Origin of the sequence: Winogradskyella sp. SYSU M77433 (genome assembly GCF_029911945.1) — a bacterium.
GTDB lineage: Bacteria > Bacteroidota > Bacteroidia > Flavobacteriales > Flavobacteriaceae > Winogradskyella.
Genome location: NZ_JARYTG010000001.1, coordinates 231,248 through 255,877 on the forward strand (window position 1 = coordinate 231,248; position 24,630 = coordinate 255,877).

General features: G+C 31.5%; 23 protein-coding genes and 1 pseudogene. 6 read left to right on the forward strand and 18 right to left on the reverse strand.

What is annotated here, in order from left to right; genetic code table 11:
- Positions 1-7: 7 nt before the first annotated feature.
- The 13 genes from QGM60_RS00995 to QGM60_RS01055 form a co-directional block, all read right to left on the reverse strand.
- Positions 8-2,332, reverse strand: coding sequence for a hypothetical protein (locus QGM60_RS00995; RefSeq protein ID WP_281138348.1), 2,325 nt, complete (start codon positions 2,330-2,332; stop codon positions 8-10).
- An 18-nt stretch (positions 2,333-2,350) separates the two neighbouring features.
- Positions 2,351-3,085, reverse strand: coding sequence for a TolC family protein (locus QGM60_RS01000; RefSeq protein ID WP_281138350.1), 735 nt, complete (start codon positions 3,083-3,085; stop codon positions 2,351-2,353).
- Between the two features lie 219 nt (positions 3,086-3,304).
- Positions 3,305-4,486 (reverse strand): sugar transferase, encoded by a 1,182-nt coding sequence (locus QGM60_RS01005; RefSeq protein ID WP_281138351.1) that lies wholly within the window; start codon positions 4,484-4,486, stop codon positions 3,305-3,307.
- Between the two features lie 38 nt (positions 4,487-4,524).
- The gene (locus QGM60_RS01010) at positions 4,525-4,911 is read right to left on the reverse strand and encodes a response regulator (protein WP_281138352.1); all 387 of its coding nucleotides are present in this window, start codon (positions 4,909-4,911) and stop codon (positions 4,525-4,527) included.
- Positions 4,912-4,934: 23 nt separating this feature from the next.
- Positions 4,935-5,876 (reverse strand): UDP-glucuronic acid decarboxylase family protein, encoded by a 942-nt coding sequence (locus tag QGM60_RS01015; protein WP_281138353.1) that lies wholly within the window; start codon positions 5,874-5,876, stop codon positions 4,935-4,937.
- A 36-nt stretch (positions 5,877-5,912) separates the two neighbouring features.
- Positions 5,913-7,277, reverse strand: a complete 1,365-nt coding sequence (locus QGM60_RS01020) for a UDP-glucose/GDP-mannose dehydrogenase family protein (RefSeq protein WP_281138354.1) — start codon at positions 7,275-7,277, stop codon at positions 5,913-5,915.
- 342 nt (positions 7,278-7,619) lie between these two features.
- Positions 7,620-8,333 carry a LytTR family DNA-binding domain-containing protein gene (locus tag QGM60_RS01025; protein WP_281138355.1) on the reverse strand — a complete coding sequence of 238 codons (714 nt, stop codon included), beginning with the start codon at positions 8,331-8,333 and terminating at the stop codon, positions 7,620-7,622.
- 9 nt (positions 8,334-8,342) lie between these two features.
- Entirely contained in the window at positions 8,343-8,660 is a 318-nt protein-coding gene (locus QGM60_RS01030; RefSeq protein WP_281138357.1) for an Hpt domain-containing protein, read from the reverse strand.
- Positions 8,647-9,684, reverse strand: a complete 1,038-nt coding sequence (locus tag QGM60_RS01035) for an ATP-binding protein (protein ID WP_348634878.1) — start codon at positions 9,682-9,684, stop codon at positions 8,647-8,649. Before QGM60_RS01035 ends, QGM60_RS01030 begins: the two co-directional genes overlap by 14 nt.
- A 24-nt stretch (positions 9,685-9,708) precedes the next feature.
- On the reverse strand, positions 9,709-10,842 hold the full coding sequence (locus QGM60_RS01040; protein WP_281138359.1) for an FIST N-terminal domain-containing protein: 1,134 nt from the start codon (positions 10,840-10,842) through the stop codon (positions 9,709-9,711).
- Between the two features lies 1 nt (position 10,843).
- On the reverse strand, positions 10,844-12,826 hold the full coding sequence (locus QGM60_RS01045; protein ID WP_348634879.1) for a PAS domain S-box protein: 1,983 nt from the start codon (positions 12,824-12,826) through the stop codon (positions 10,844-10,846).
- The gene (locus tag QGM60_RS01050; protein WP_281138360.1) at positions 12,823-13,362 is read right to left on the reverse strand and encodes a heme NO-binding domain-containing protein; all 540 of its coding nucleotides are present in this window, start codon (positions 13,360-13,362) and stop codon (positions 12,823-12,825) included. The genes QGM60_RS01045 and QGM60_RS01050 overlap by 4 nt, the downstream gene beginning before the upstream one ends.
- 100 nt (positions 13,363-13,462) lie before the next feature.
- Positions 13,463-13,873: a response regulator gene (locus tag QGM60_RS01055; RefSeq protein ID WP_281138361.1), complete on the reverse strand. Its 411-nt coding sequence runs from the start codon at positions 13,871-13,873 to the stop codon at positions 13,463-13,465.
- Positions 13,874-14,182: 309 nt separating this feature from the next.
- On the opposite strand from QGM60_RS01055, the gene QGM60_RS01060 reads away from it, so the two are divergent.
- From QGM60_RS01060 to QGM60_RS01080, 5 genes and pseudogenes are all read left to right on the forward strand, one after another.
- Positions 14,183-14,554, forward strand: a complete 372-nt coding sequence (locus QGM60_RS01060) for a transposase (protein WP_281138362.1) — start codon at positions 14,183-14,185, stop codon at positions 14,552-14,554.
- Positions 14,555-14,583: 29 nt separating this feature from the next.
- A pseudogene (locus QGM60_RS01065) lies at positions 14,584-15,405 on the forward strand (IS3 family transposase); the annotation flags it as partial.
- 63 nt (positions 15,406-15,468) lie between these two features.
- Positions 15,469-16,374 (forward strand): hypothetical protein, encoded by a 906-nt coding sequence (locus QGM60_RS01070; RefSeq protein ID WP_281138363.1) that lies wholly within the window; start codon positions 15,469-15,471, stop codon positions 16,372-16,374.
- Between the two features lie 228 nt (positions 16,375-16,602).
- On the forward strand, positions 16,603-17,196 hold the full coding sequence (locus QGM60_RS18160) for a phosphopantetheine-binding protein (RefSeq protein WP_348634880.1): 594 nt from the start codon (positions 16,603-16,605) through the stop codon (positions 17,194-17,196).
- A gap of 185 nt (positions 17,197-17,381) precedes the next feature.
- Positions 17,382-17,729 (forward strand): VOC family protein, encoded by a 348-nt coding sequence (locus QGM60_RS01080; protein ID WP_281138364.1) that lies wholly within the window; start codon positions 17,382-17,384, stop codon positions 17,727-17,729.
- Between the two features lie 140 nt (positions 17,730-17,869).
- On the opposite strand, the gene QGM60_RS01085 is transcribed toward QGM60_RS01080, so the two are convergent.
- Positions 17,870-18,070: a hypothetical protein gene (locus QGM60_RS01085; RefSeq protein WP_281138365.1), complete on the reverse strand. Its 201-nt coding sequence runs from the start codon at positions 18,068-18,070 to the stop codon at positions 17,870-17,872.
- Positions 18,071-18,342: 272 nt separating this feature from the next.
- On the opposite strand from QGM60_RS01085, the gene QGM60_RS01090 reads away from it, so the two are divergent.
- Positions 18,343-19,551: a site-specific integrase gene (locus QGM60_RS01090; RefSeq protein ID WP_281138366.1), complete on the forward strand. Its 1,209-nt coding sequence runs from the start codon at positions 18,343-18,345 to the stop codon at positions 19,549-19,551.
- Here QGM60_RS01090 and QGM60_RS01095 read toward each other — a convergent pair.
- The 4 genes from QGM60_RS01095 to QGM60_RS01110 all read right to left on the reverse strand — a co-directional run bounded on the left by QGM60_RS01095 (position 19,541) and on the right by QGM60_RS01110 (position 24,590).
- Positions 19,541-21,916: a tetratricopeptide repeat protein gene (locus tag QGM60_RS01095; protein WP_281138367.1), complete on the reverse strand. Its 2,376-nt coding sequence runs from the start codon at positions 21,914-21,916 to the stop codon at positions 19,541-19,543. The genes QGM60_RS01090 and QGM60_RS01095 overlap by 11 nt on opposite strands.
- 639 nt (positions 21,917-22,555) lie before the next feature.
- Complete coding sequence (locus tag QGM60_RS01100; RefSeq protein ID WP_281138368.1) at positions 22,556-23,137, reverse strand: tyrosine-type recombinase/integrase; 582 nt, start codon at positions 23,135-23,137, stop codon at positions 22,556-22,558.
- A 265-nt stretch (positions 23,138-23,402) separates the two neighbouring features.
- Positions 23,403-24,065: a hypothetical protein gene (locus QGM60_RS01105; RefSeq protein WP_281138370.1), complete on the reverse strand. Its 663-nt coding sequence runs from the start codon at positions 24,063-24,065 to the stop codon at positions 23,403-23,405.
- A 3-nt stretch (positions 24,066-24,068) separates the two neighbouring features.
- Positions 24,069-24,590: a hypothetical protein gene (locus tag QGM60_RS01110; RefSeq protein WP_281138371.1), complete on the reverse strand. Its 522-nt coding sequence runs from the start codon at positions 24,588-24,590 to the stop codon at positions 24,069-24,071.
- Positions 24,591-24,630: the final 40 nt, after the last annotated feature.

A 24,630-nucleotide genomic window follows, 5' to 3' on the forward strand; every position in this document is an offset into this window, starting at 1 on the left:
TTCATTTTTAAATATGGTTGTTAGTGAAAAACTGAAAACGGAACATATTTTTTATTCTAACTCTAGTTTTTGATCGCTTTTTAGGTAATTCGCCTAAAACCGTTTCAATTTCTTTAATATCTACACCGTTGACGATGAATTGAATCTTATCACCTACTAATTCTTTTATGTGATCCAGAATATTATTGTCGGCTTTTGTCCATAAGCGGTTAGAGCGACAAACCATTAATACTAAATCTGAATTTGCTATCAATTCTGAAGGATAATTAAACTCTATTAAGTTTGGTAATTCTATTAAAACATAATCTGGGTTTTGGTTGATTGCTTCTGAGGTATCAACACTCAGTTCTTCATAATTTACAACATCTTTATAAGCTTTATTCGTGTTATAAACACTGTATTCCGAAGCACTTAAACCAGTTGTTATTTGTGATAAAAATGGGTGATCATAATCTATTCTCGGATCTTGATAACCTAAAAATTTATACAACCAAGGTGATTTAGAAACTCTTGTTTTTGACTTATCTTCATTTGAATGATTTAATACTAAAACTGAATGTCCAGATGCTTTTAATCGTTTTGCAATATTTGCGGTAATAACACTTTTACCTTCATTATTTCTAGTACTAAAAACAATAATAATTTTTGGTGTTTTGGTATTATTTTGAGCTTTAAAGTTTTGATGAAAATTTTGCATCACAAAATCCATTAATCGGTCTTGCATTCTTACCAGATCTAAATATGGTTTTGCTTTAAAAAGCTTTGGTAACATACCCATTGATGGTATTTGTAATTTTTCTGAAGCCTTTAGCTCATTTTTTAAGGTATCATCAAAAAATTCCATAAACAAAATGGTGGCCAGTATTATAATTCCAGTGATAAATACCATTGCGATAATGATGATTTTTCGTTTTGATGGAATTGGTTTTAACGGATAAAAAGGTGGATCTACAGCTGTTAAATTGCTAGACAATTGAGCATCCTGAAATTTTAATTTTGCCAAATTAAGTCCGTGTAAAATCTCTAAATATTCTTGCTCTGCCACATTAATTTCACGTTCTATACGCTTCAGGTTTGCACCAGCTGGTGCGTAAGTAGCAAATTGCTTTTCGATAGCTTTGTTTTGTTGATTCATCACCGAAAGTTTCGCTTTTAAATCTTCACTTTCTACAGTTTTGTCTACCCAATCTGGCAATACTTTTTTTATAGGAACACCATCGGTTGAATTTTGAAAGGTGTACAACTCATCTACATTAGATTTAATTTCTTTTTGAAGTGCTTTTGCTTGCTTCTTAAGGTTTTCTAAATTCTGTTTTGATACTTCATCATTACTAGATTTTGCGGTGTACATTCCTATTTTATAGTTAAGTTCACCCAATTCTTTTTTGCTATCTACAATTGCATTATTTTTTTGTTGAATTAGCTCTTGTATTGCTAATTTTTCTTCTAATCGCTGAGCAGAAGCTTCAGATCCTGCCAATTGTGCCATTCCTTTTTTGTAGGCGACATCCATATCTTCTTTAACAATAGCAACTGCTTTACTCTGTTCGTAATAGTTGATAATGTTGTTATCTTGATTGAATTTTAGTAGTTTTTGCTCTATCGTTTTTAGCTTTTTTTCAGATTCAGAAAGTTGTGCTTCAAAATATTTCACCACTGTATCAGACCCATTTTCCTTTAAATCTTTATACTTTTTTGTGCAAACATCTATGTAGATTTTTAATGTTTGTTGGCAGATTCCAGGATCATCAATTTCGTAACTTAATTTTACCAAATCACTAGAAGAAATACGCTCTACTTTCACTTTAGAAATTGCTTCGAGTGAATAATGTGGATCGTCAAAACTTAGTAATGAATACACAAAATTTGAGTTGTCACTATTCATTAATTCAGTTAAGTATGTAACTGTTGATTCGTAATCTAAGTTCCCGTTTTCATCTAGATTTTGATCATTTGCCAAATAGCTTTTTAGATCTTCCGGAAGAATTTCCATCAACGCCTCATAAGATTCATCTGAAATGAATTTATGATTTGGCTTTTTTAATGATAAATGCTGACTTAATAGACGTATCGCCACTTCTTCTTGAGTATCTCTTGATTTTATAACATTAATCAAATTGTCAAACGCGTTATTAGCTGCCAGATAGTTAAATGTTTTGTCCATTTCTATAGACGAACCCGAAGCAATACCAGTGTACAACATTGTTTCTGAGTAGTAGCTTCTTTTTGGATTAACGGTGAGTAACACCGCCAACAACCCAAAAATTAAGGGTACAACTATTAGAATAGTTTTGTGTTTTAGGATAAGTTTTATAAAATCAATTGGTTTCATCTTGTTGTGTTTAAGACATTAGTTGATTTGAACACCTGTATAGTTTTCTAAAAGTTTTTTGGCTAGTAATAAGTTGGATTTTGCCTTTTCAAACTCGGCAGTAACACCTGCTGTGATATCAGAAATTCGAATGTATTCGTAAATTTCTATTTGCCCGTTGGTAAACTCTTTTTTAGCCATTTCCATATTTACTTTGGCATCGCTTAGATTGGTGGCTTGAATTTCTAGCAGGTTTTCTTTCAAAATTAAATCCTCATAATAGCGAATTACTATTTCTTTAATTTCATCTTCTTGAAATTTCACCAAATTTTCTGCTTGAGAAATTTCTGTTTTAGCTTGTTTGATTTCAGATTTTCTGTTGAAAATATCAAACACAGGAATTTTTAAGTACAATCCAACACCGTAGTTAGTCTGCGTTGTTGCACTTGAAAGTGTTACAGTATTTGAACCTGAAACATTGTTAGAAAAATTGTTGAAGTTACCGTATCTTGTATCTGCTTGGATCCCAAAATTTCTGGTCCAATTGCGACGCTTAGATTTTAGGTTGGCTTTTTTAACTTCAATTTCGTCTTTTCTATATCCTAACATCCCGTTGTTTGCCAAAGCAGAATCTATTAAAACTTCAAGCTCTGGTATTAACAGTTTAAATAATTCTTTTTGGTTTACATCTACAATTGAATCTTGCGCGTATACAGAATAATTAACCAACGATAGGATAAATACTGCTATTAAAACTTTTAAAGTAGGTTTCATAATTTTAAACATTTGTCTTTGTTAGACGTGTTTTAACTGATACAAACTTACACTGCTATTAGAGTGAATTCTGGTATATTTCGATGGATGAACGGTAAGTGTAGATGAATTGAAAATATACTATGTTTAAGCTATTTGGGGTCTATTGAAATAAAAAAAGCTACTATTTCAACCTAATGAAATAGTAGCTAAAATCAACAACCAAAAAATCAAAAAAAATTATACTGTGCTCTTTTGAAATAATGCAGGAACAGTTCTCATGAGAATCTTTAAATCGAACCATAATGAATAATTATTACCTGCAAAATAATCTGCATAACGGTTATCTAATGCAATACGTTCTTCTTCCGACATATCGCCACCTTTTCCTCTTAATTCCACTTGCCACAAGCCTGTAATACCTGCTGGTGCCAAAAAACGTTTAGACATTTGATCTTGAGTTAGCAGTTCTGCTTCATAGACTGGCAAAGGTCTGTTTCCAACTAAAGACATGTCTCCTTTAATGACATTGATTAGTTGAGGCAACTCATCTATACTTGTGTTTCTTATTATCTTACCAACTTTAGTAATCCTTGGGTCATCAACTATTTTTATAAAACTTGAACTGTTTTTCTGTTCTTGCTTTTTTTGTTTTGTATACCAATAATCACAAATTTTATTTCCTTCAGCATATTTTAATGGCGAACAAGATTCGCCTTTTTGCAGTTTACTACATCGTGGACATTCTTCTTTTTCATCTGCTACCTTAATTTCAGGTTTATTATATTGATTTTTATCTTTAGCTAGTTGTTGCAATAGCTTATCCGATCCGGTTCTCATGGATCTTAGTTTGTAAAAATCAAAGGTTTTTCGGCCAACACGCTTTGCTATATAATAGACTTTTCCTTTCGATTCTAATCGAATTGCTATAATCGTAATTAAAAACAGTGGTGAAAGAAAGAATAAGATTGTTGACGCTATAACGATATCAAAAATTCTCTTTGAAAGTGGAAATTGATACTTGATTGGTTCAACTTCTTTACTGCCCAATGACGCTGCTTCTTTTCCTCTAGACAATTGTTTTGCTCTAAGAAAAATCTCTTCTATGTTAGTCGATTTTATCACAAAATAATCATTCACGCCAGCTCTAAAAGCATCTTGATAAACTTGATTATTATGTTCCTGTAAAAGAAGAATAAAAGGTATCGCTGACAAACAGACCTCTTCTTTTAGTCTTTTGTGTAAATAAAGACCGTTATTTCCAGTCAAATTATACTCACATATTATAGCTTCAACATCCTTTTGAACTTTTAAAATATTGACAGCCTCTAAACTATTACTACAAAAAATCACTGAGATTTCTGTATTCTCAATACTCCATTGGATGTCGTCTATATTTTTTCCTATGTATAGTGTTTTCATGTTATCTGGGGAATTAATATCTAACAGATCATTTACTTTTACCAAGCATTAGCATAATGGATTGGGTATAGATTTTTCTTTACAACCTCATCTAATTCTTCTGGATTAAATGGTTTTATAAGATAATCTTGAGCTCCTAGCTTATAAGACTTTATGCGTTCCTTACTTTCGGCTTTACCAGAAAGCATTATAACTGGCGTATGCTTTGTATAACCTCTTAATCTAATATTTTGCAATAGCGAAAACCCATCCATATCATCCATTTGAATATCGCTGATTATTAAATCTGGTAGATTGTTTTCTAACCAACTTTCCGCTGCTTTTCCTGAGTTTACTGCTTTAACCTCGTACTTATTAGATAAGAAAAATTCTAAAAGCGTTGTCATTGTTAACTCATCGTCTATAACTAATATCTTTTTTTTCATGACTTTAAAAATTGAATTTTTTACTATTTAATGGCTTCTTTAAAAAAGGCAATGGTTTTCTCTAAGCCTTCATCTAATTTCACTTTAGGCTCCCAGTCTAGTTGCTTCTTAGCTAAAGTGATATCTGGTTGTCTCATTAATGGATCGTCAGATGGTAATGGTCTAAAAACTATTTTAGATTTTGAACCTGTAAGTTGAATGACTTTTTCCACCAATTCGATGATTTTGAACTCATCTGGATTACCAATATTAACTGGGCCTGTAAATGAACTATCTGTTGCCATGGTTTTTATCATACCTTCCACTAAATCATCTACAAACTGAAAGCTTCTAGTTTGTTCTCCTTTACCATAAACAGTGATATCTTTATTCTGTAAAGCCTGAACAATAAAATTAGACACCACTCTACCATCATTTGGATGCATTCTTGGACCATAGGTATTAAAAATCCTAACAATTTTAATATTGACATTGTTCTGTGCATGATAGTCTCTAAACAATGTTTCCGCTGCTCTTTTACCTTCATCATAGCATGAACGTTCACCTATTGGGTTTACATTTCCCCAATACGATTCTGGCTGTGGATGTACCATCGGATTGCCATACACTTCACTCGTTGAAGCTTGTAAAATTTTAGCATTGACACGCTTTGCTAATCCTAGCATATTAATGGCTCCCATTACAGATGTTTTAATGGTCTTTATAGGATTATGCTGATAGTGTACAGGCGAGGCAGGACAGGCCAAATTGTAGATTTCATCTACTTCTATTAAGTAAGGGTTAATAACATCGTGGCGAATTAGCTCAAAGTACGGATTAGACCTTAGATGCAGAACGTTCTGCTTCTGTCCTGTAAAAAAATTGTCTAAACAATATACTTCATGTCCTTCGGACAATAATCTTTCGCAAAGATGTGAGCCTACAAATCCTGCTCCTCCTGTAACTAATATTCTTTTTTTATTCATGATTCTTGGGGTTGAAGTCTTCTGAATTGAAACTGTTTATGCTACTTGTATATTTAGCTGAGTTTTAGTGATGTTTTTCTTTTCAGTATTTATACCAATACAAGAATATTGATAACCTAAAGCATGCATTTCTTCTTTGTCATAGATATTTCTTCCATCGAAAACAATTGGACTGTTCAACAAATGCTTCATCACTTTGAAATTAGGAATCTTAAATTCTGCCCACTCTGTTAATATGGCTAAACAATCTGATCCAATTAACGTTTCATATTGATCGTCGCAGTACGTAATTGTATCTCCAAAATGATGCTGTGCTTCCTCTTTAGCAACAGGATCGTATGCTTTTACCGTTACGCCAGCAGCTAATAGTTCCTTTATGATTTGCAATGAAGGTGCTTCGCGCATATCATCGGTTTGTGGCTTAAATGATAATCCCCAAATTGCTATGGTTTTTCCTCTTAAATCACCTTCAAAATGTGAATTGATTTTATTGAACAACACTAACTTTTGAGCTTTATTAACCGATTCAACTGCTTTAAGTACTTGTAGTTCATATTTATTTTCACTAGCCGTTTTTATTAAAGCTTGCACATCTTTCGGAAAACATGATCCACCATATCCAATTCCTGGGTAGATGAATTTTGTACCAATACGAGAATCTGAACCTATCCCTTTTCTAACATTATTGATATCTGCTCCAACAATTTCACAAAGGTTTGCAATGTCATTAATGAAACTAATTTTAGTAGCAAGCATTGAGTTTGCTGCATACTTTGTCATTTCGGCAGAGACGATGTCCATTGAAATTACCGGATGACCATTTAACGTAAAGGGTTTGTATAACTTTTCAAGTACCTTTTCTGCTCTTTCACTTTCTGTACCAATAACAATTCTATCTGGTTTCATAAAGTCATCAATAGCGGCACCTTCTTTTAAAAATTCTGGATTTGAAGCTACATCAAAAGTAACATCTACCATGCGTTTATCCAGCTCGCCTTGAACTGCACTTTTAACTTTTTCAGAAGTTCCCACTGGTACAGTGCTTTTAGTTACAATCAACTTGTAATCGTTCATGTGTTTACCGCATTCTCTTGCAACTGCTAGTACATGTTTTAAATCTGCACTACCATCCTCATCTGGTGGTGTACCAACACTAATAAATATTGCCTCTGCTTCTGATATGGTTTCAGCAAGACTTGTAGAAAAGTTTAAACGCTCTTTAGACATGTTACGCTTAATCATATTTTCTAAACCTGGTTCATAAATTGGGATGATTCCGTTTTTTAGGTTTTCGATTTTTTGCTCATCGATGTCTACACAAACAACATCAATACCTACTTCTGAGAAACATGCTCCGGTAACTAAACCTACGTATCCGCTTCCTACTATTGCTATTTTCATAATTAAAGTTTTTTAGTTTTTTAATTCTGAAGCAAACATAGTCGTGATAGCGCTTTTGGTTCGGTAAATTTCGATGGACAAACATTATGTGTAGACCAATGGAAGATAATATTTGATGTGTTGTTTTTCAGAATATTACAAAACACATTAGATATTTCTACAAAGTAAAAAAGGCACAGAAAACCTGTACCTTTTTTACTTTTGCTATCTAACCATATTCATAAAACTAACTTTGAATATGATACAAATATAGATTTGAAAGTAGTGTAGAGTTAATAATATTCGTTTGTTGGTAAACCAAGTACCTTGAATCACATTTTTGAAACGTTAAATGGATTTTGATTAAAGAAGATTTAAGCGCTTCATTAATTCTGGACGGTTAGAACGACTCACCGGAATAACATCTTTCTTTATTAAAACACTATTGTCTTCAATGTCTATAATTTTATCAACGTTGATGATATAGGAACGATGAATTTTTAAAAATAGACTGTCTGGTAATTTGTCTTCAATCTTTTTTAAAGTGGAGTGTACGGTGTAGTTTTTTTCTTCGGTCTTTATTTGAATATAATCACCTTTAGCTTCAACCAAATAAATGCTAGGAATATCTATCTTAATAAGGCGTCTATCAATATTAACATAGAGATCATTTCCTGAAGTAGTTTCTACCTCATCGAAAGCTTTTGCTTTAGATTTTATAGGTTTTGCAGAACTCTCCGCTTTTTGTATCGCTTTACTAAAACGGTCTGGTGTAATTGGCTTTACTAAATAATCTACGATACAATCATATTCAAAAGCTTGAATGGCAAAATTAGCATCTGAAGTAGTAAGTATAATCTTTGGTGGGTTTTTAATGGTTTCAATAAAATCGAAACCTGTAAAATCTGGCATATGAATATCCAAGAAAATTAAATCTACATCATTTTGATTTAAATATTTAATAGCCTGAATTGCATTTGGAAATTCCTCGAGAACATTTAAGCTAGATTCGTTGGTACAAAGCTGAGATATAATAGCTCTGGCTGTGGCTTCATCATCAATAATTATACAATTCATAAAATAGGGTTATAAGGTCTCTAAAAAATCGGTTATGTTTTGCAAAATTGATTCAAATTCAATTTTGCCTTCTGTACTGTGTTCCATGAGGTTATTCTCATAATTCACAGCAACTTCATAACTCTTCTCAAGACCTAAAATACTAATTTTATGTTTAATCTTATGTACATTTCCTGCCGTTTCTTTATAATTACCAGCCTCTATATTACTGAAATAGAATGCTTTTTCATTTGGAAACTCTGCTTTAATAATATCTATGAGCTTTTGCTCAAAGTCTTTATCGCCACCAGACATATTATAAATGTAATTGAGATTAGGCTGCTCCACGAGGTTGTTTTTTTATAGTGAAATAAAATGTTGTGCCTTTACTCATTTCAGAAGTTAACCAAATTTCGCCACCATATATTTCTACTATCTTTTTTACGATTGATAAGCCAATTCCTGTAGAATCTCCATTGTTTTCAAGCTTTTCAAATGTGTTGAAAATCTTATCGAAATATTGCTCCTCAATCCCTAAACCATTGTCTTTAACGTAAAATTCCCAAAATGGTTCTTTGTTGCTAAAGCCTATCTTAATCTGGCATTGAGGTTTATCATTATACTTAATTGCATTACCAATTAAGTTTTGAAATAACTGTTGCAATCTGTACTTATCACCAATTATGGTTGGCAAATCTTCTATTTCAATGGAAACATGTTTCGGTATTTCCATCATTTTAAGCACATCTTTCAGTAATAAATTAAGATCTATGTTATATGCTTCTATTTGGTTTTTACCAATAGTTGAATAGTTTAAAATACCATTAATAAGCGCATCCATTTTTTCAACGTTTGAGCGGATTAAACCAAGTTGCGCAGTAACATGACCATCTAGCTTGTCTTTATTATCTTCCATTAACCAAGCGGTTAGTGTATCTACACTACGGAGTGGTGATTTTAAATCGTGAGACACCATATGTGCATAATCGCTAAGCTCTTGATTTTGATGCTCTAGCTCCTTCAAAAGTAGCTCTCTTTGATTATTTATCTCAACAATTTCCTTAGCCTGATTTTCTATAAAACCAACAAGTTCTATTCCGTTGAGTTCTTTGTCTTCTTTACTTTCAGAATTACTGTCAAAAAACTTTAATCTATTGATAACATTTTTAAGCTTGTCTATTAATTCTTTTTGTTCTTTAGCTTCTCGCTGTAGTTTTCTGTTGGCTTCAAACAACTCTTCAGAACTAATTTTCATAGCTCTTTGAATCATATTAGACTGTTCTTCAAAATTATTATAAGACAAATCAACAGCATTTAGAAAAGCTTCCAAATCTTTATTCTCCTTAAGTTCTTCACTTAAGAACTTGCGCATTTGTCTTTTGAGCAGTGAATTCATTTATTCACTAATTAAAGTAATAGTCATTGTTTGATTATGTAATTGGCATGCAACTTCACCATGAAAAGGAGCTATTTCTCCATAGGAATAAAAACCTGAAATAGTAGTGTCTTTCCCCAACACTTCAATGACCTCTTCTATTTCTTCTTCAACACGTTGGTCTAAAACCAATTTTCTACCTATGCAGCTAATTAGCATGGCAAGTTCAGGTTTTGTTTCTCTTAGCTCTAATGCTTGTTTTGCAGCTCTCTCTGATGCGTTGGCTATATTGTCTACATTGGTCATCATGAGTTGTACTTTAGCATTTTCTGCTATATCGCCTGCTAAAATTACAGCATTGGTTTCTTCATCAATATTTAAAATAGACCTTACTATAGATTGTTTTTCATTTTCTGAAGTTACATTCAATGGGTAAAGCAAAGCCGCACTTGGAAGATCTTTTGCTTTATCTCCTAAATACGATTTATACAAATCTAGTGCAGGTTTTCCGTCTAATTCATATAGAGTGTTACCTTCAGATTTAGTGACGATTCGTTCTGGTCCAAACGGTGTCCAACCACCATGAATAGAGAAAGAAATATCTAAAGTATCCCCATAAAAACCAATAGCTACAATTTCGCCTGACTTCGGATTTTCATTGTAGCCTGCTATTGTTTTTTCAAATCGGGTATCGTCACCACATAATCCACCTGTGATAATAATGTTATCTCCAGTTGAAGAACTCATTCCTTTTGTGAGCTGACTTCCGTTTATAAAACTTCCTTCAGATACCACAAAAATATATTTTAATCCTTCTTTTGGAAACTGACCAATTAACTCATCACCTGTTTTATAACTATCTAAATCTTTATTTAAAACATTACTAGTTTTAACTATAAAGTTGCTTTTTTCAAACTCTATGGCCGTTATGGTAATACTATTTTCATTAACTGTATCAGAAGATATTTCTGCACATGCAGATCCAAAAATAATTTCACCATCAGGAAAGAGCTCCTTTATTTCGTCATAAATTTTGGTATCTTCCAAAGCAAAACGATTACCGAACACTAATACTAAAGGTCTTTTCAAGTCTTGTTTTGGGGTTATATAATCCCAGCTTTTATTACCTTTTTTTACTAATTGTAATGTTTTCATATTATTTTTTTAATGTAAAATGAAACGTAGTTCCTATTCCTGGCTTACTGTTTAGCCAAATTTTGCCATCATGAAGGTCAACAATTTTTTTCACTATGGAAAGTCCGATACCTGTTGAATCTTTACTTTTATTTAAAGAATGAAAAATCTTAAATATTTTTTCATGAAATTTTTCTTCTATGCCTATACCATTATCACTAATTGAGAACTGGTAATAGTCAGAAGACACATTTAATTTTATGTCTATCTTTCCTTTAGGCTTATCAATGAACTTTACAGCATTACTGATAAGGTTTTGAAACAGCTGTTGCAGTTTTGTTTTATCACCAGTGACTATAGGGAGTTTATTATGAACCTCTACCTCAATATGCTCTGGGATGTACAGAATCTTTATTAAGTCATTAACTAAATCATTAGTGTCCACAGACTCATTTTTACTATTATCTGAACCTACACTAGAATATTCTAAAACATCAGAAATCAGTTGCTCCATTTTCTCTAATGTTGTTTCAATATGACTAATATTTTGCATACTCGCTTCATCCAACTTATCCTTATTATCTTCTTTTATCCATTGTAATAAAGCATCAATACTACGTAGCGGAGATTTTAAATCATGAGAAACAATATGTGCATATTCTTGAAGTTCATCATTACTTTTTTCTAGCTTTAAGAGCAAGTTTTCTTTTTGAAGATGAAGTGCCTTTATTTCTGTAATGTCATAAACAATACCTATAGAACCTGTGACTTGACCATTAAAATTATAATTCGGTGCACCACTTATTAGCCAGTGTCTTAATTCTCCTTTTTTATTTTTTATCCTAATTTCATAAGCGTTGGTTAATCCATTCTTTCTTTCCTTCATTCTCTCTTCCACCATATCTCTATCAGCTTTTGCTAATAGTATATCCTTACCTACCTTACCTAAGACTTCATCTTCAGAGTAACCTGTCATTTTAAGATAGCTCTGATTAGCCATCACAATGCGTTCTTCTTTATCTAGTTCTACCAAACCGAGATGCATGTTGGCAATGATGCTTCTGTATTTTTCTTTCTCTATTTCAATACTCTGCCTGTATCTCCTTTTTAAAGTTATATCTCTATATTTCCACAAATGACCTTTGTATTTAGAGTCACTAAAAACAGGTATATAATCTCGCTCTAGAATCTTTCCATTAACCATTTTGAGTTCATCGCCTAGAGTCAATTCCCTTTTTTCAACAATTTCATTGATTCTTTCTACGAATCCTTCTGGATCTAGAAACATGTTTTTACTTTGCTCTGCTGAATTTGAACAATCAGATCCAACTAACTGTTCTGGTAGTAGAGGAATCTCAAACAAGTTGCAAAACTTGTTATTAGTTAATACAATTTTTCTGTTTTCATCCTCTAGAAGAACGCCAGAATCTAAATTTCTTATGAGTGTAGATAATCTGTTTTCTGATTGTATAAGATGTTCTTCAGCCTCTTTATCCTTGGTAATATCTCTAACAATACCTTGTGCTGCTATAGGCTTGTTTTCTGAACCTATAATAATACTTGCATTGATTTGAACTAGCTTTTGTTCACCAGATTTCGTGTTAATTTTAACCTGAAAATTAGTTACTGCTCCTTGATTCATTAAAATATCGAAAGCTCCCATAACATTATCTACCTCTGATTCATCAGCCAATGTAATGAGATTGAAATCCTCTAATCTTTTATCATAGCCCAAAAGATGGACTGCGGCATCATTCATCTTTAGAACATTTCCCCACAAATCCATAACAACGTAAGCATCAATGATGTTTTCAAATACGCCTTTTAGTTCTGAAGTACGTTCTTGAACAATCTGCTCTAGCTTAGTGTTCGATATCTTTAACTCTTGGGTTAGGTTGTAAAGCTCAGTAGATTTCTCTTCAAGAATTTTTTCAGCTGCTTTTCTTGAAGCTCTTTCACGCTCTAGTGCTCTTTTTAAGATTTCTGTTTCATCTAAGGTCATCATGCTTTATTGATAAAAAACCGTACCTCTGTACCAGCTTCATTTAGTTTTTCAAGATTAATTTCAACAGGAGTTTTGAAAAGCTTGAATGTTTCTTGCATTAGACCTTTACCTAACATATACAATGCCTTATCTGATTTATAAACCATAACCATCTTATCGTCATTTCTATCTTCTAACTCAAAGGTTGGTAATTGGGCATCTGGATAAATTTTTTGAACCTCTACATGAATATGGTTTTCTATTGAAGCCAATAAATCCATAGGGTCTTTGTAGTGGTCTACAAGATTTGGGTGCGATCGCACAAGCGCTTTAAATAAATGCTCTGAGTACACTAACAATAAATCGTCTTTAGAAATATCTGTATTCTCACTAAGGTGCGTAAGCAATTGAAGCATTTCTGAAAACTCATAAGTTCCTACTGAAGTATAGATACCACCAGATTGTAGCTCGGATTGAGTGATAATTTTATCTACCATAGCTAAACCAAACTTCTCTTCTACGAGTTCTAAAAATTCAGTAAAAATTATTCCTTTCATGTGTTTATTTATATTGCTTTTGAATGACTACATGAAACCTTAATTATTAAAAATAATTACATAACTCTATGTCAATATTTATTTTAAAATCTTGAGTTCGCTATACCGTAATCAATTCATTTATACTCCAATATGCTAATAATTTTTCAATTTTAGAAACATAATCTTCATATTTTAAGGGTTTTAACACATATCCTGCGATACCGATTTTAAAACATTCTAAAAGATCACGTTGATTATTAGAGGTGGTTAATATAATTGTTGGAATATATTTTAAACGGTCATCGGCTTTTAAGATTTTTAAAAACTCAATACCATTGATTTTTGGCATATTTAAATCCAAAAGAATAATATCTGGAAGACTGTCTTTTTTCTCTAACAATTGTAAAGCTTCTTCACCATTGTTGGCTTCAGTAATTTTATGATTTAACTGTAATGAATCTGTAGCTCTTTTGAGCTTCATTACTTCTATCATATCGTCTTCTATAAGTAAAACATTGAGGGATTTCAAAGCATTAAATTTTAAATTTCCACACAAAATAACCTATTTATAATGCATTATTTTTTGAATTTAGTCTAAACGGAGTTTAACGTAGACGAATGGAAATTAAGTGTCGACGAATGGTAAAAATAAATACTAATGTTTACGATAATAAATCCTTAGAAACATATACTTATCTCACTTTTAACAGCTTATTAAATGATTTAAAAGATTTGTTATCTTAGTAAACCTATAATGTGGATATAGTTAATGCGTATATCCTGTTGTTGTGAGCAATTATGACCCGTCCTGAATAAAGGCTACATAATTTTAAACATTATGTACAAAAACGACAAAATCATCAGAAGGTATTCAGAACCTTTTAAACTGAAAATTTTAGACGAACTTACAACCGGTAAATTAAACAAGTATCAATTAGGTAAGGCTTATGGAATTAATCCAACCACAATCAACGAATGGATTAAAAAGTACAATCGTAAAGACCTTATGAACACTAGAATAACTGTGAAAACTAAAGATGAAATAACACGCATTAAAGAACTTCAAAAAGAAATTGAACAGCTTAAAAAACTCTTGTTAAAAAAAGACCTAGATGCCATGATTCAAGATTCATACCTTGAAGTTGCTGCGGAAGACCTTGGCTATAAATCGGTTGCTGAACTAAAAAAAAAGCTAAATATAGAGCGTTAGATAAAACTAAAGTCAATGCTAAAGGATTTGCGTCTTTAACCACAATTTGTAACGCTTTCGGACTTAAACGTGATGCTTACTATAAGTATAAAATCAGAGCTGATAATCGTTTAAAACTCGAACAACAGAGCATTCAAATTGTCAACCAAAAACGCAGATCCTTACCTAGAGAAGGTGTGCGTAAACTCAAAATATCTCTAAAAGATGATTTTGACAATGCTAACCTTAAAGTAGGCAGGGACACACTTTTCAACATTCTTAGAAAACACAATATGCTTATTAACAGAAAGAAACCTAGCTATAAAACAACCAATTCGTTACATAGGTTCTACAAACATAAAAACATTATCAAAGATGTCATTGTTAATAGACCTAATCAAGTCTGGGTAAGTGATATCACCTACATCAGAACTGTAAAAGGGTTTTGTTATTTAGCGCTTATAACCGACATGTATTCTAGAAAAATTATAGGTTATGACCTTAGTGACAGCCTTGAACTTAGCGGTTGTACCAGAGCGCTTAAAAAGGCTTTATATCAAGCTAAAAGCACAGAGAACCTCATACACCACTCAGATAGAGGAATACAATATTGTAGTAATGTGTACACGCAAATTTTAAAGAAAAACAACATCAAAATTAGTATGACAGAAGATAACCATTGCTACGAAAACGCTATTGCGGAACGTGTAAACGGCATCCTAAAAGACGAATTTTATCTCGACCAGACCTTTGATAGCGTGAAACACGCGAAAAGAGCTACCAAAAATGCTGTTAATCTATACAACCAAATAAGATTACATGTATCTTTAGACTATAAAACACCGAATATGGTATATTTAAAATCAGCTTAAAATCAATTTTTAACCTGTAGCCATATTTCAGGACTAGACATTAAAACCAACATTCGTAAAATTATGATGAAATCGCCATTATATGTAAGTGCAATAGAATTATTAGCACACGCTACCGAACTTTATGGAGAAAAAAATGATAGAAAATTTAAGTTTGTAATTCTTCATTTAGCGAATTCAGTAGAGTTAATTCTTAAAGACAAATTGTTAGTAGAAGGGAAATCAATTTACAGTACAAAAAATCAGAATTTGACAATTGGAATTTGGGACTCTTTCAAAGGTTTGGCAGATTTAGGAATTACTATACCTGAAAAACCAATAATTGAATTACTTGTAGATGATAGAAATACATTACAACACAGATTTGGTTTTCCTAATGAAGAGGCAGTCTATTTCTATTTGACTGGAACTAAAGATTTTTTCCATCGTTTTCTTAAAGATGAATATAATTCCTCATTAAGAGAAGAATTAGAAGTTTATCTCTCAAAAGATAATTTGGAACTATTAGGTATATCAAAAAGTGAATTAGACCACATCAAAAAGTTAAAGGATGTTTCGGTGAAAATGGCGATTCTACAAATATCTGGAGATATTGAGAAATTAGGTTTTGATATAATAAAACCATATCGTGAAACAAAAAACACGAGGGATATAAATATTCGTAGAAAGCTAATGATGCCAATGATGTATTCATTGAACGTATTATTGCGAATTCTACTCGAAACGAATGAATTAACCGAAGATGATTATTCTGACTTAAAAAATAAATATCATCAGTTTAGGGATTATCGTAACCAAATTTCTCACGGTCGATTAAAAAAGTCGGTAAGCAAGAAAAAATTAGAAGATGTTTACAAATATGGGATTGAACTATTAAAAGTTTTAAAAAACGGAACCGAAAAAAATATATTTACGCACGAGAGATTGGATAATGCTTTTGGGTTTAGTGATGAAGAAACTGACGAATAATAACTGCTCACAACAACGGCTATAAGTAATGCGGGATTAGGTGCTTAACCCGAAAGAAATCGTTATTTTGCAATGACTGCCAAAACCTTGTTTTGGCTTTTTGAAATATTAAGATAAAAACCCGAAAAACAAGGTTTTGGCCCTGTGCTCAACCGAAAGGAAAGTGCTTGTTTGCGCCCGCACTACTCATAGCCACGACCGTTGTAAAACATTTAAATCAAACCGATAATGGGATTAGATTCAGTCGAATTAGTGATGTCTATTGAGGACAAATTTGGAATACGAATTGAAGATTCTGAAGCCGAAAAAATTTATACTATTCAAGATTGCGCTAACATTGTTTTCAGCAGAATTATTATAAATCCCACAGATAAATGTCTAACTCAAATAGTATTTTATAGAATCAGAAAAGGGTTAAGAAATTTGACTTCGGCCGAAAAGGAAATAAAAACTGATATGAAAATATCGGAATTATTTAATCAATCGGAATTGAAAGAAAAGTGGAGTCAATTAAAAACGGAAATTGGACTTGAATTACCTGATTTAGTAGCGTTAGATTTTAATCCAGAATTAGGTTCTCACGTCAAAATTTTCGGAATTAAAACTATTAAACGAACAACACCTGTTTCAAAAGGAACATTAAGACAATTAGTGGATTGGACAATATCTTTAAACAGGGACAAACTAATTGACATTGAAAATATATCAAGCAAATATGAAGTTGAGCGAATTATTTGCGGAATAACTGAATATAATACTGGAGTTCCAATAAGTGAAATTGAATTACATCATTCTTTCACAAATGATTTAGGAATTGACTAATAAAAACGTTTTACAACAATGTGTATAGTTCATTGCTGGTAAAGGCTTACAACGGAAATTCCTGCGGAATTTCCTCGTCATTTTGTACTTGCAAAGTTAATCGCTAAATTCTCACAAGAAACCATAGCCAAAACCGTTATAAAGCATTAAATAAACCCTTTTGTCATTGAAAAATCCAATAATAAATGAAAATAAACCTTCTTGTAATCAGAACACAAAATCCTGACCATTTAAAAACTCAATATGAGGAAATCGGATTTGAATTTGATTATCACCAACACGGAAATGGACCTTTCCATTACGCAAGTGAAAATAATGGATTTGTATTCGAGATTTACCCTTTGACTAAATCAATGAGAGAAGCTGACAATTCTTTAAGACTTGGATTTGAAGTTGAGAATTTAGAAACGACAATTGATAACATTAAAAATACCAACTGGAAAATCCTAAATGGAATAAACATAACTGAATGGGGGAAAACAGCAATCATACAAGATTCTGATGGACGAAAAATCGAATTAAAAAATAAATAACGCTTTGCAACAAGGGCTATATTTCATTGCGGCTGGTTTTACTAACCCTCGACTTTATTCAGAATATACTCTAACATATTTTATCGCTAAAGGCTAATCTAAACCGAAAATATATACCTTTAAAATTATATAAAAATGATTTAGTTAGTCATTATATCATAATAAGGTAATTTCCCAATTTTAGGATTACGATAAGAGAAATAAACATACCAGCGTTTATTCAAATCCCCTTTGGCATTAAAGATCCTAGGTTCTGTAAATTTCGGTTTGTGTTCCAAATTGTGTTCTAAATCGTGTTCATTTTGACACTCTAAGGTAACCAATTCATGAATATAAAGCATAAAAAAACGGTTTAGAGTGAACTAAACCGTTGGTTTTGGTGCGATTTACGCTTAGTAGCGGGAACTGGACTCGAACCAGTGACCTTCGGGTTATGAGTTCTATGACATATGGTCTTAAATGAATTCAAATGGATTTAAAAATAATGACATACAGTATTTTATAAAAATCACACAACTTCTTAAATTCAAAATTTAACATATAAAAACATCATTTGTTGTACATATGTTGTACATAAAATTCATATCTTTATATTAGTAAAATCATAGCAAATATGGCAACTGTAAAGATAGTACTCAGAAAGAGTTATAAGAAAAAAGAGGGGACTTTTCCCATAGCCCTTCGCATTACCCAAAATCGTAAATCAAGATTTATCTTTACAGGTGAATATATCAAAGAAAGTGATTGGAATTCCAAAGAGGGATTGGCTAAAAAATCACATCCAAACTCAAAGAGGTTAAACAACTATCTTTTGAAGAAGTTAAGTGAAGCGCATAGTGTAGCTCTTGATGCCCAAACAAATCAAAATTCCGCTTCCTCAAACAGCATTAAGAAAAAGATAGTCGGAAAAGACAAAATGGATTTTTTTGAGGTTTCAAAAATTCACTTATCAGCGATAAGAAAAAGAAATAAGATTGGGCAACTGAAAACCGAAGAAGGAAGACTAGGTATTTTTCAAGATTTTCTAGGAACTAGCCATCTACCCTTTTCCGAACTGGATGTTACCCTATTAAAAAAGTTTCAAAATCATCTTTTATACGAGAGAAATGTTTCAACCAGAACTGCTATTAACTACCTTATATTGATTAGGACTATTTACAACCTAGCGATTAAGGAATTTGATATTGACTCTAAACCCTATCCTTTCGGCAAGGATAAAGTACAAATTAAGCTTCCTGAGAGTGAAAAAATAGGACTGAACAAAGAAGAAGTTAAACTTTTGGAGGAGGCCCAAAACCTCACTCCTCCCCAACAAGTCGCAGTTCATATTTGGCTTTTGAGTTTTTACTTTGCTGGCATTCGTGTCGGGGATGTTATAAAACTCAGAAAATCTGACTTTAGGGATGGTCGGCTTCATTATCGAATGGATAAAAATGAAAAGCTTGTTTCTTTATCCATACCAGAAAAAGCAAAAGCTATATTAAACATCTATATAACGACAAAAGAAAAGAGTGATTTAATTTTTCCATTTTTACAGGAATCCGACATTAAAAATCCAAAGAAATTAGCCACGAGAAAAAATACAATCACAAGAAGCATCAATAGACGGTTAGAGAGGGTTGCGAGTAAATTAGGTATTGATAAAAAGTTATCAATGCATATTGCCAGACATACTTTTGGCAATCTATCGGGTCATAAAATTCCAATACAAATGTTGCAAAAATTATATCGCCACTCCTCTATTATGACTACAGTGAACTATCAGCAAAATTTTATGCACAAGGAAACTGATGAAGCTTTGGATGCTGTAATTAACTTTTAATACTATTATAAGCACAGTCACAGAAAATTCTGAAGTTATTTGCATTGATAAGAAAATTGTTTCCAACTTTGTTCAGCATATATTCTAAAAAGGCTTCAAATGAAAATTTTTGGTAGTCAATATCATTGACTGATTGAATAAGCCAGTAAAATATTTGTTTGGTGACAAAACCTTTTTTTGATATTGCTACTGCATAGCTCCCAAAACATGGAGCCAATGAAGATGATATTCCTGATATGAAATAGTAGCTTTGATTTACTTTACCATATTTTTCTCTTATCTCTGGATTATAGACTGTATTTATTGACTCTATATTTCGTCTTCGTATTCGTGAATCTTCAAAAGACGACCAAAACGAGCTTTTGGGTGGTAATTCAGTGTGAGTTGAGTATTCATATGGACAAGAACTACAGTCTTCAAAATCAATATTTATTTTTGTATCTGTTTTTTCATTTAAGATCACATCATAGTTACTTGGATGAATATTAAAATAATCTTCAAACCTTATTACTTGATCGGTATCCCAATCAGAATCCGTTAATAAAAACACTAATGGTTCATCATAATCATAGTCAAATACTACATGAAAGAGATCCTCCGGCCAATAGACATTAGCTTTGTCTTGAGCCTTGGGGGTTGTTAATAAGAGTCTTTTATTTTGAGAAACTTGCAAATAAGAATCACTTTCACTCCAACTATCTCGTCGAGGGATATTTAAAATATTATTCACAGTTAGTTTTACTCTATTAATGCCATTCAGCCACTTGTGAAATTGATTATCATTTTTTAACGAAATAAAACTAGGGTCTGTTAAAGCTTTTTCCCTAAAGAATAAATAGTAATTATGAAGACTGGATTTAACGAAGTACTCTGATAAAATTTTATGTACGCTGTATGTTTCATTATTTAAAGCATAATATCTAGCTAAATCAAAATAAAATCTTGGTCTATATAAGTACGCTATTGATTCATGTCTTGAAAGTAAGTTTATGGCATCTTTATATCTTAAATTTATGGCATATATTTCGGCTATGGCGGAATCAATAAAAATCTCTTCCTTATTTTCATTTAAGCTAGTTTGGAACAACTCATAAGTTGATATGTGTGAGTCATCAATTGTTACTGCCTTTTTAAAGATGTCCTTAGCTTTCTCATATTTCTTAGCATCAATTAAATCTGCTACTCGAGATAAATAAAGATTATATATATATGCTTGTATTTCACTATTGTATTCGTCGTCTTTTAAGGCTAACTCACACAATTCTATTTGTTTATTAATATCTGTTGTTTCTGCCACTGCCATTGCAAAGAAAATTTGTGCTCTCAACTCATAATATCTTCTTTTATGGCTACTTCTTCCTTCATCTAAAGATGAATTAATCAGCTTTAATGCTTCTCGAAGATTATTCTTTTTGAATTGGATATTCGCAAGTTCTTTATTTATTAATCCTCTGTTATATAATAGATTTTTGCTAGAAGAATATGAAATTGCCTTATTAATGTTCTCCAAAGCTAAACTGAAGTTCTCTCGATCATATTCTCTCGTAGCTCTAAAATTATAAACGTCGCTTTTTAAGCGAAGAGCGTCTTTACGGTATTTATTCATGTAAACCGTATTTGAGCTTATTACAATATCTATATCTTTTAATGCTAGAGCGTCTTTACTTTTTGATAAGTTGTATTCTGCAACGAGTAGCCTAACTCTAGGTTCAAGGTTTTTTATTTCCTCATGAATAGGTATTAAAAATTTATCATTTTGTTCGACAAGTAAGCTATAATTACTAATTACTTTTTGGGGAAGATTATCTGTTAAGTCAATTTTAATGTTTTCCAATAATATTTTTGCTCTTAGTTCTAAAGCAATTTCTAAACTTGGGAAATCATCCAAAGATTTATTAATGCTAATAAGCGATTTTTTAAAATGACTGTTGGAATATTCTTTCAAAGCAATTGAATAGTAACTAAAACCACGGTCTTTAATGGCTTTTTCATTACCTTGATTTATTGCCTCATCAAATAATGAAATTGCATCTATGTATTCTTTTTTTTCATAAGCCAATTTGCCAAGTCCATAGTAAGCATTTGAATTGTTCCTATTTTTTTCAAGTGCTTTTCTGAATAGCTCATTTGCCTTTGGATATTCCTCTTTTTCAAGTTTTTTAAAACCCCTTTCAGTTAATTTAGCGGAGGAACCACAATTAAATAGCAGGAGACATATTGATATTATTACTAGGCGGTAAGGACGTTTTAAATTTTCTGCTAAGGTGTTTTCAGAGCTAAAGTATTTATGTATTTCGTTTATTGTTTGTTGTAAAAAATAATTTCTAAATTGAAGAGGTAGAATAATACCATTGATTTCTTCCATTACTTAATAGTTTTAAAATAAAAAATATCATGATCGCACACCTAATGTGTTGCAATAAACTATTAATTAACTATAGGGAGAATATTAAATTTAGAATTTTTATTTTAATTTAGTGCGTATTATCTCATATTTATTTTTTGTGCCATTTTTCGATGACAGAAAAATTCAAAACTAATATTAGTGAAATTACCATAACTTATAAACGCAAGTTCAAAGTCTCTGACTGTCCAAAAGTATCTTGTTTCAAAGATCCTGAAAAACTCTTTCGTGACAACTGGAATGATTTGACCATCAATTTATATGAAGGGTTTAAGATACTGAGCCTTAATCGTAACAATACCTGTATGGGAAATGTTCCAATATCCCAAGGGAGATGGTCGGGTACTTTGATCGATGCAAAACTGGTCTTTACCTCTACTCTGAAAGCTAGGGCTTGTTCTATCATTCTTGGACACAATCATCCCTCTTGCAATACAAAAACCAAATCAATCTAACATCAATTTAAAAAAAGGTTAGTGAAAGGATCTGGTTATCTTGGTTTAAAAATTCTTGATGATTTGATTTTAGCCGAAGATAGTTATCATCCGTTTGTTGATGCTCGCACTATATATTTTATACCATAAAATGTATAACAATTTACTACTTAAGCCAGAGTTTTTCAGCAATTTCTCTCTCTTCTTTACCAACTACATCAAGATATATAGCCGTTGTTTCAAGAGAGGAATGACCTAGCCATTTTCTAACCATTGTCAAAGGTGCATGTGAAACGGCATGAACTGCAAAACCGTGTCTCAAACCTCTTGACGAGCTTTTAGCCCCAGAGATTTTAGCTTCAATCATTATATGCTTTATATGCCTAGAAGCAGTGCGTAAAGAAAATAGAAACAAGGACTGATTATTAGGAAATCTCTTAAGTAAGCCTTCAATATAAGTTTCAAGTATGTTCAAAAGTGATAAAGGCAAAGGGATTTCCCGAAAGACACCTTTTTTTCTCCGTTTCAGGGTTTCAAGTATAACCGTTTTATTTGAAAAATCTATACTGAAAATATGCAAGTTGTGTATTTCAGCAATTCTGGCACCCGTATAAAACAATAATTGACTGAAAATCTTGACATCAATCGGTTTCTTTTTTGAAATTTCTAGAAATATTAATCGTTCCTCTTGATTAAGGTATTTCCGTTGCCCGCCTTTACCATGCAACGTCATGACAGTTTTATACATGTCTATCCTTTCCAATCATAACTGTCCGATTATTAAATATTTTCGGACAAAAAGCAAAATAAAAACGAATTTTTATTAAGTATAAAAATAATCTTTCTATTGAAGAATATTATCGATATAGAATCTATAGAAAAAAAGTTACTGAAAATAAAAATAAGCTCTTTATCTAGGTTATTACATAGAGTCTAAGTAGATTTCTACCGTACAGAAAAAAATCAGAAAATTACCCAGTTTTGAAATTCAAATGAATGAAATAAGATTTTTATTAATTTTGAAATTGCTGAGTTTTCAATTTTAAATCAAATTTCAACTCTTCTGTTCTTTGTATATCTAACTTTTTAAATATTTCGTTATTATTTTGAAAGTACCAATTGACATAATTTTGATTATCTAAACTTTTTATGAGATTTGATTCTTCGATAATCTTCTTTTCAAGTTTTTGATTATTAACATGAAATTCATTTTTTAATTTAAAATACTCATTCTTTAATTCACTTGGCAAATTACTTAAAAAACTTTCACGCGCATTGTTGCTCATATAATATGTTGCAAGTAAATAAGAAGGTATTTCCTTTCCTTTGGTATTTCCAATACCATTTCCACCGACAGTAACTTTCCTTGTAAGAGAATAACCTGAGGGTATACTGAGGGCATTTGGCCTACAATTATTTCTATTTAATTTATTCTCAATAAGTTTCAATGCTTCTGAATTATCATGCAATATTGATTTATGATTTTTATGAAGTTCTTGGTAAGCTAATAAAAAAATTTTAGCTTTTTCTAAATTGAGACATTCTCCACCATCTAACAATTTAACCTTCATCAACAATGTATTACCCGTTATTTTTATTTCGTCGTCATTATAATTTTTAAAAGAAAATAAAAAAACAACAAATAAAAATAGAATTATTAGACCTCTTTTTTTCATGCTTTAATTAAATTTTAAAAAATCTTTTACTTTTAATGAATCAATATCTAAATCATTATTTAAATCACTTGTTTTTTTAGTTTCATATTCAGTTGTAGTTAATGGGCTATCTGAAAACTCATATTTATCGCTTTTTAAAATTGTTGTTATCACAATTATACCACCTAAAAAAACAACAAATACCCCTGGGGATGTAGTCGTAATTTGAAATTTAGCTTTTTCAAAAGTATCAACACTGGAATTTACCGAACTTTCAATTTTGCTTATTATCAATATTGTTCCTAAAATACTCATCATAGTACCTATTAAAAATGCAATATTTTTTCTGGTAGAGTTTGACAATAATACCTTAGACATATAATCATATCGAATGACTGTTTGTTCTAACTGAGGAATCTCATTGATTAATTTTCTGTTAATTGTAATATTTTCTCTAAGACTATTTTGAGTATTTGATAGTATTAAACTAACATAAAAAAATACTCCAATTCCAATTACATAAAGCAACATATCTTTCTTGCTCATATTTTACTCTTATCATTACCTGAATTAATGATCTCTAAAA

What these genes read in the sequence shown, in the direction of transcription:
- QGM60_RS01095 (WP_281138367.1), bottom strand. Translation starts at nt 21,916, where the DNA reads ATGGAAGAAATCAATGGTATTATTCTACCTCTTCAATTTAGAAATTAT.
- QGM60_RS01050 (WP_281138360.1), bottom strand. Translation starts at nt 13,362, where the DNA reads ATGAAAGGAATAATTTTTACTGAATTTTTAGAACTCGTAGAAGAGAAG.
- QGM60_RS01085 (WP_281138365.1), bottom strand. Translation starts at nt 18,070, where the DNA reads ATGCTTTATATTCATGAATTGGTTACCTTAGAGTGTCAAAATGAACAC.
- QGM60_RS01010 (WP_281138352.1), bottom strand. Translation starts at nt 4,911, where the DNA reads ATGAAAAAAAAGATATTAGTTATAGACGATGAGTTAACAATGACAACG.
- QGM60_RS18160 (WP_348634880.1), top strand. Translation starts at nt 16,603, where the DNA reads ATGGGATTAGATTCAGTCGAATTAGTGATGTCTATTGAGGACAAATTT.
- QGM60_RS01000 (WP_281138350.1), bottom strand. Translation starts at nt 3,085, where the DNA reads ATGAAACCTACTTTAAAAGTTTTAATAGCAGTATTTATCCTATCGTTG.
- QGM60_RS01105 (WP_281138370.1), bottom strand. Translation starts at nt 24,065, where the DNA reads ATGAAAAAAAGAGGTCTAATAATTCTATTTTTATTTGTTGTTTTTTTA.
- QGM60_RS01045 (WP_348634879.1), bottom strand. Translation starts at nt 12,826, where the DNA reads ATGATGACCTTAGATGAAACAGAAATCTTAAAAAGAGCACTAGAGCGT.
- QGM60_RS01110 (WP_281138371.1), bottom strand. Translation starts at nt 24,590, where the DNA reads ATGAGCAAGAAAGATATGTTGCTTTATGTAATTGGAATTGGAGTATTT.
- QGM60_RS01005 (WP_281138351.1), bottom strand. Translation starts at nt 4,486, where the DNA reads ATGAAAACACTATACATAGGAAAAAATATAGACGACATCCAATGGAGT.
- QGM60_RS00995 (WP_281138348.1), bottom strand. Translation starts at nt 2,332, where the DNA reads ATGAAACCAATTGATTTTATAAAACTTATCCTAAAACACAAAACTATT.
- QGM60_RS01040 (WP_281138359.1), bottom strand. Translation starts at nt 10,842, where the DNA reads ATGAAAACATTACAATTAGTAAAAAAAGGTAATAAAAGCTGGGATTAT.
- QGM60_RS01020 (WP_281138354.1), bottom strand. Translation starts at nt 7,277, where the DNA reads ATGAAAATAGCAATAGTAGGAAGCGGATACGTAGGTTTAGTTACCGGA.
- QGM60_RS01015 (WP_281138353.1), bottom strand. Translation starts at nt 5,876, where the DNA reads ATGAATAAAAAAAGAATATTAGTTACAGGAGGAGCAGGATTTGTAGGC.
- QGM60_RS01090 (WP_281138366.1), top strand. Translation starts at nt 18,343, where the DNA reads ATGGCAACTGTAAAGATAGTACTCAGAAAGAGTTATAAGAAAAAAGAG.
- QGM60_RS01035 (WP_348634878.1), bottom strand. Translation starts at nt 9,684, where the DNA reads ATGCGCAAGTTCTTAAGTGAAGAACTTAAGGAGAATAAAGATTTGGAA.
- QGM60_RS01060 (WP_281138362.1), top strand. Translation starts at nt 14,183, where the DNA reads ATGTACAAAAACGACAAAATCATCAGAAGGTATTCAGAACCTTTTAAA.
- QGM60_RS01070 (WP_281138363.1), top strand. Translation starts at nt 15,469, where the DNA reads ATGATGAAATCGCCATTATATGTAAGTGCAATAGAATTATTAGCACAC.
- QGM60_RS01080 (WP_281138364.1), top strand. Translation starts at nt 17,382, where the DNA reads ATGAAAATAAACCTTCTTGTAATCAGAACACAAAATCCTGACCATTTA.
- QGM60_RS01100 (WP_281138368.1), bottom strand. Translation starts at nt 23,137, where the DNA reads ATGTATAAAACTGTCATGACGTTGCATGGTAAAGGCGGGCAACGGAAA.
- QGM60_RS01025 (WP_281138355.1), bottom strand. Translation starts at nt 8,333, where the DNA reads ATGAATTGTATAATTATTGATGATGAAGCCACAGCCAGAGCTATTATA.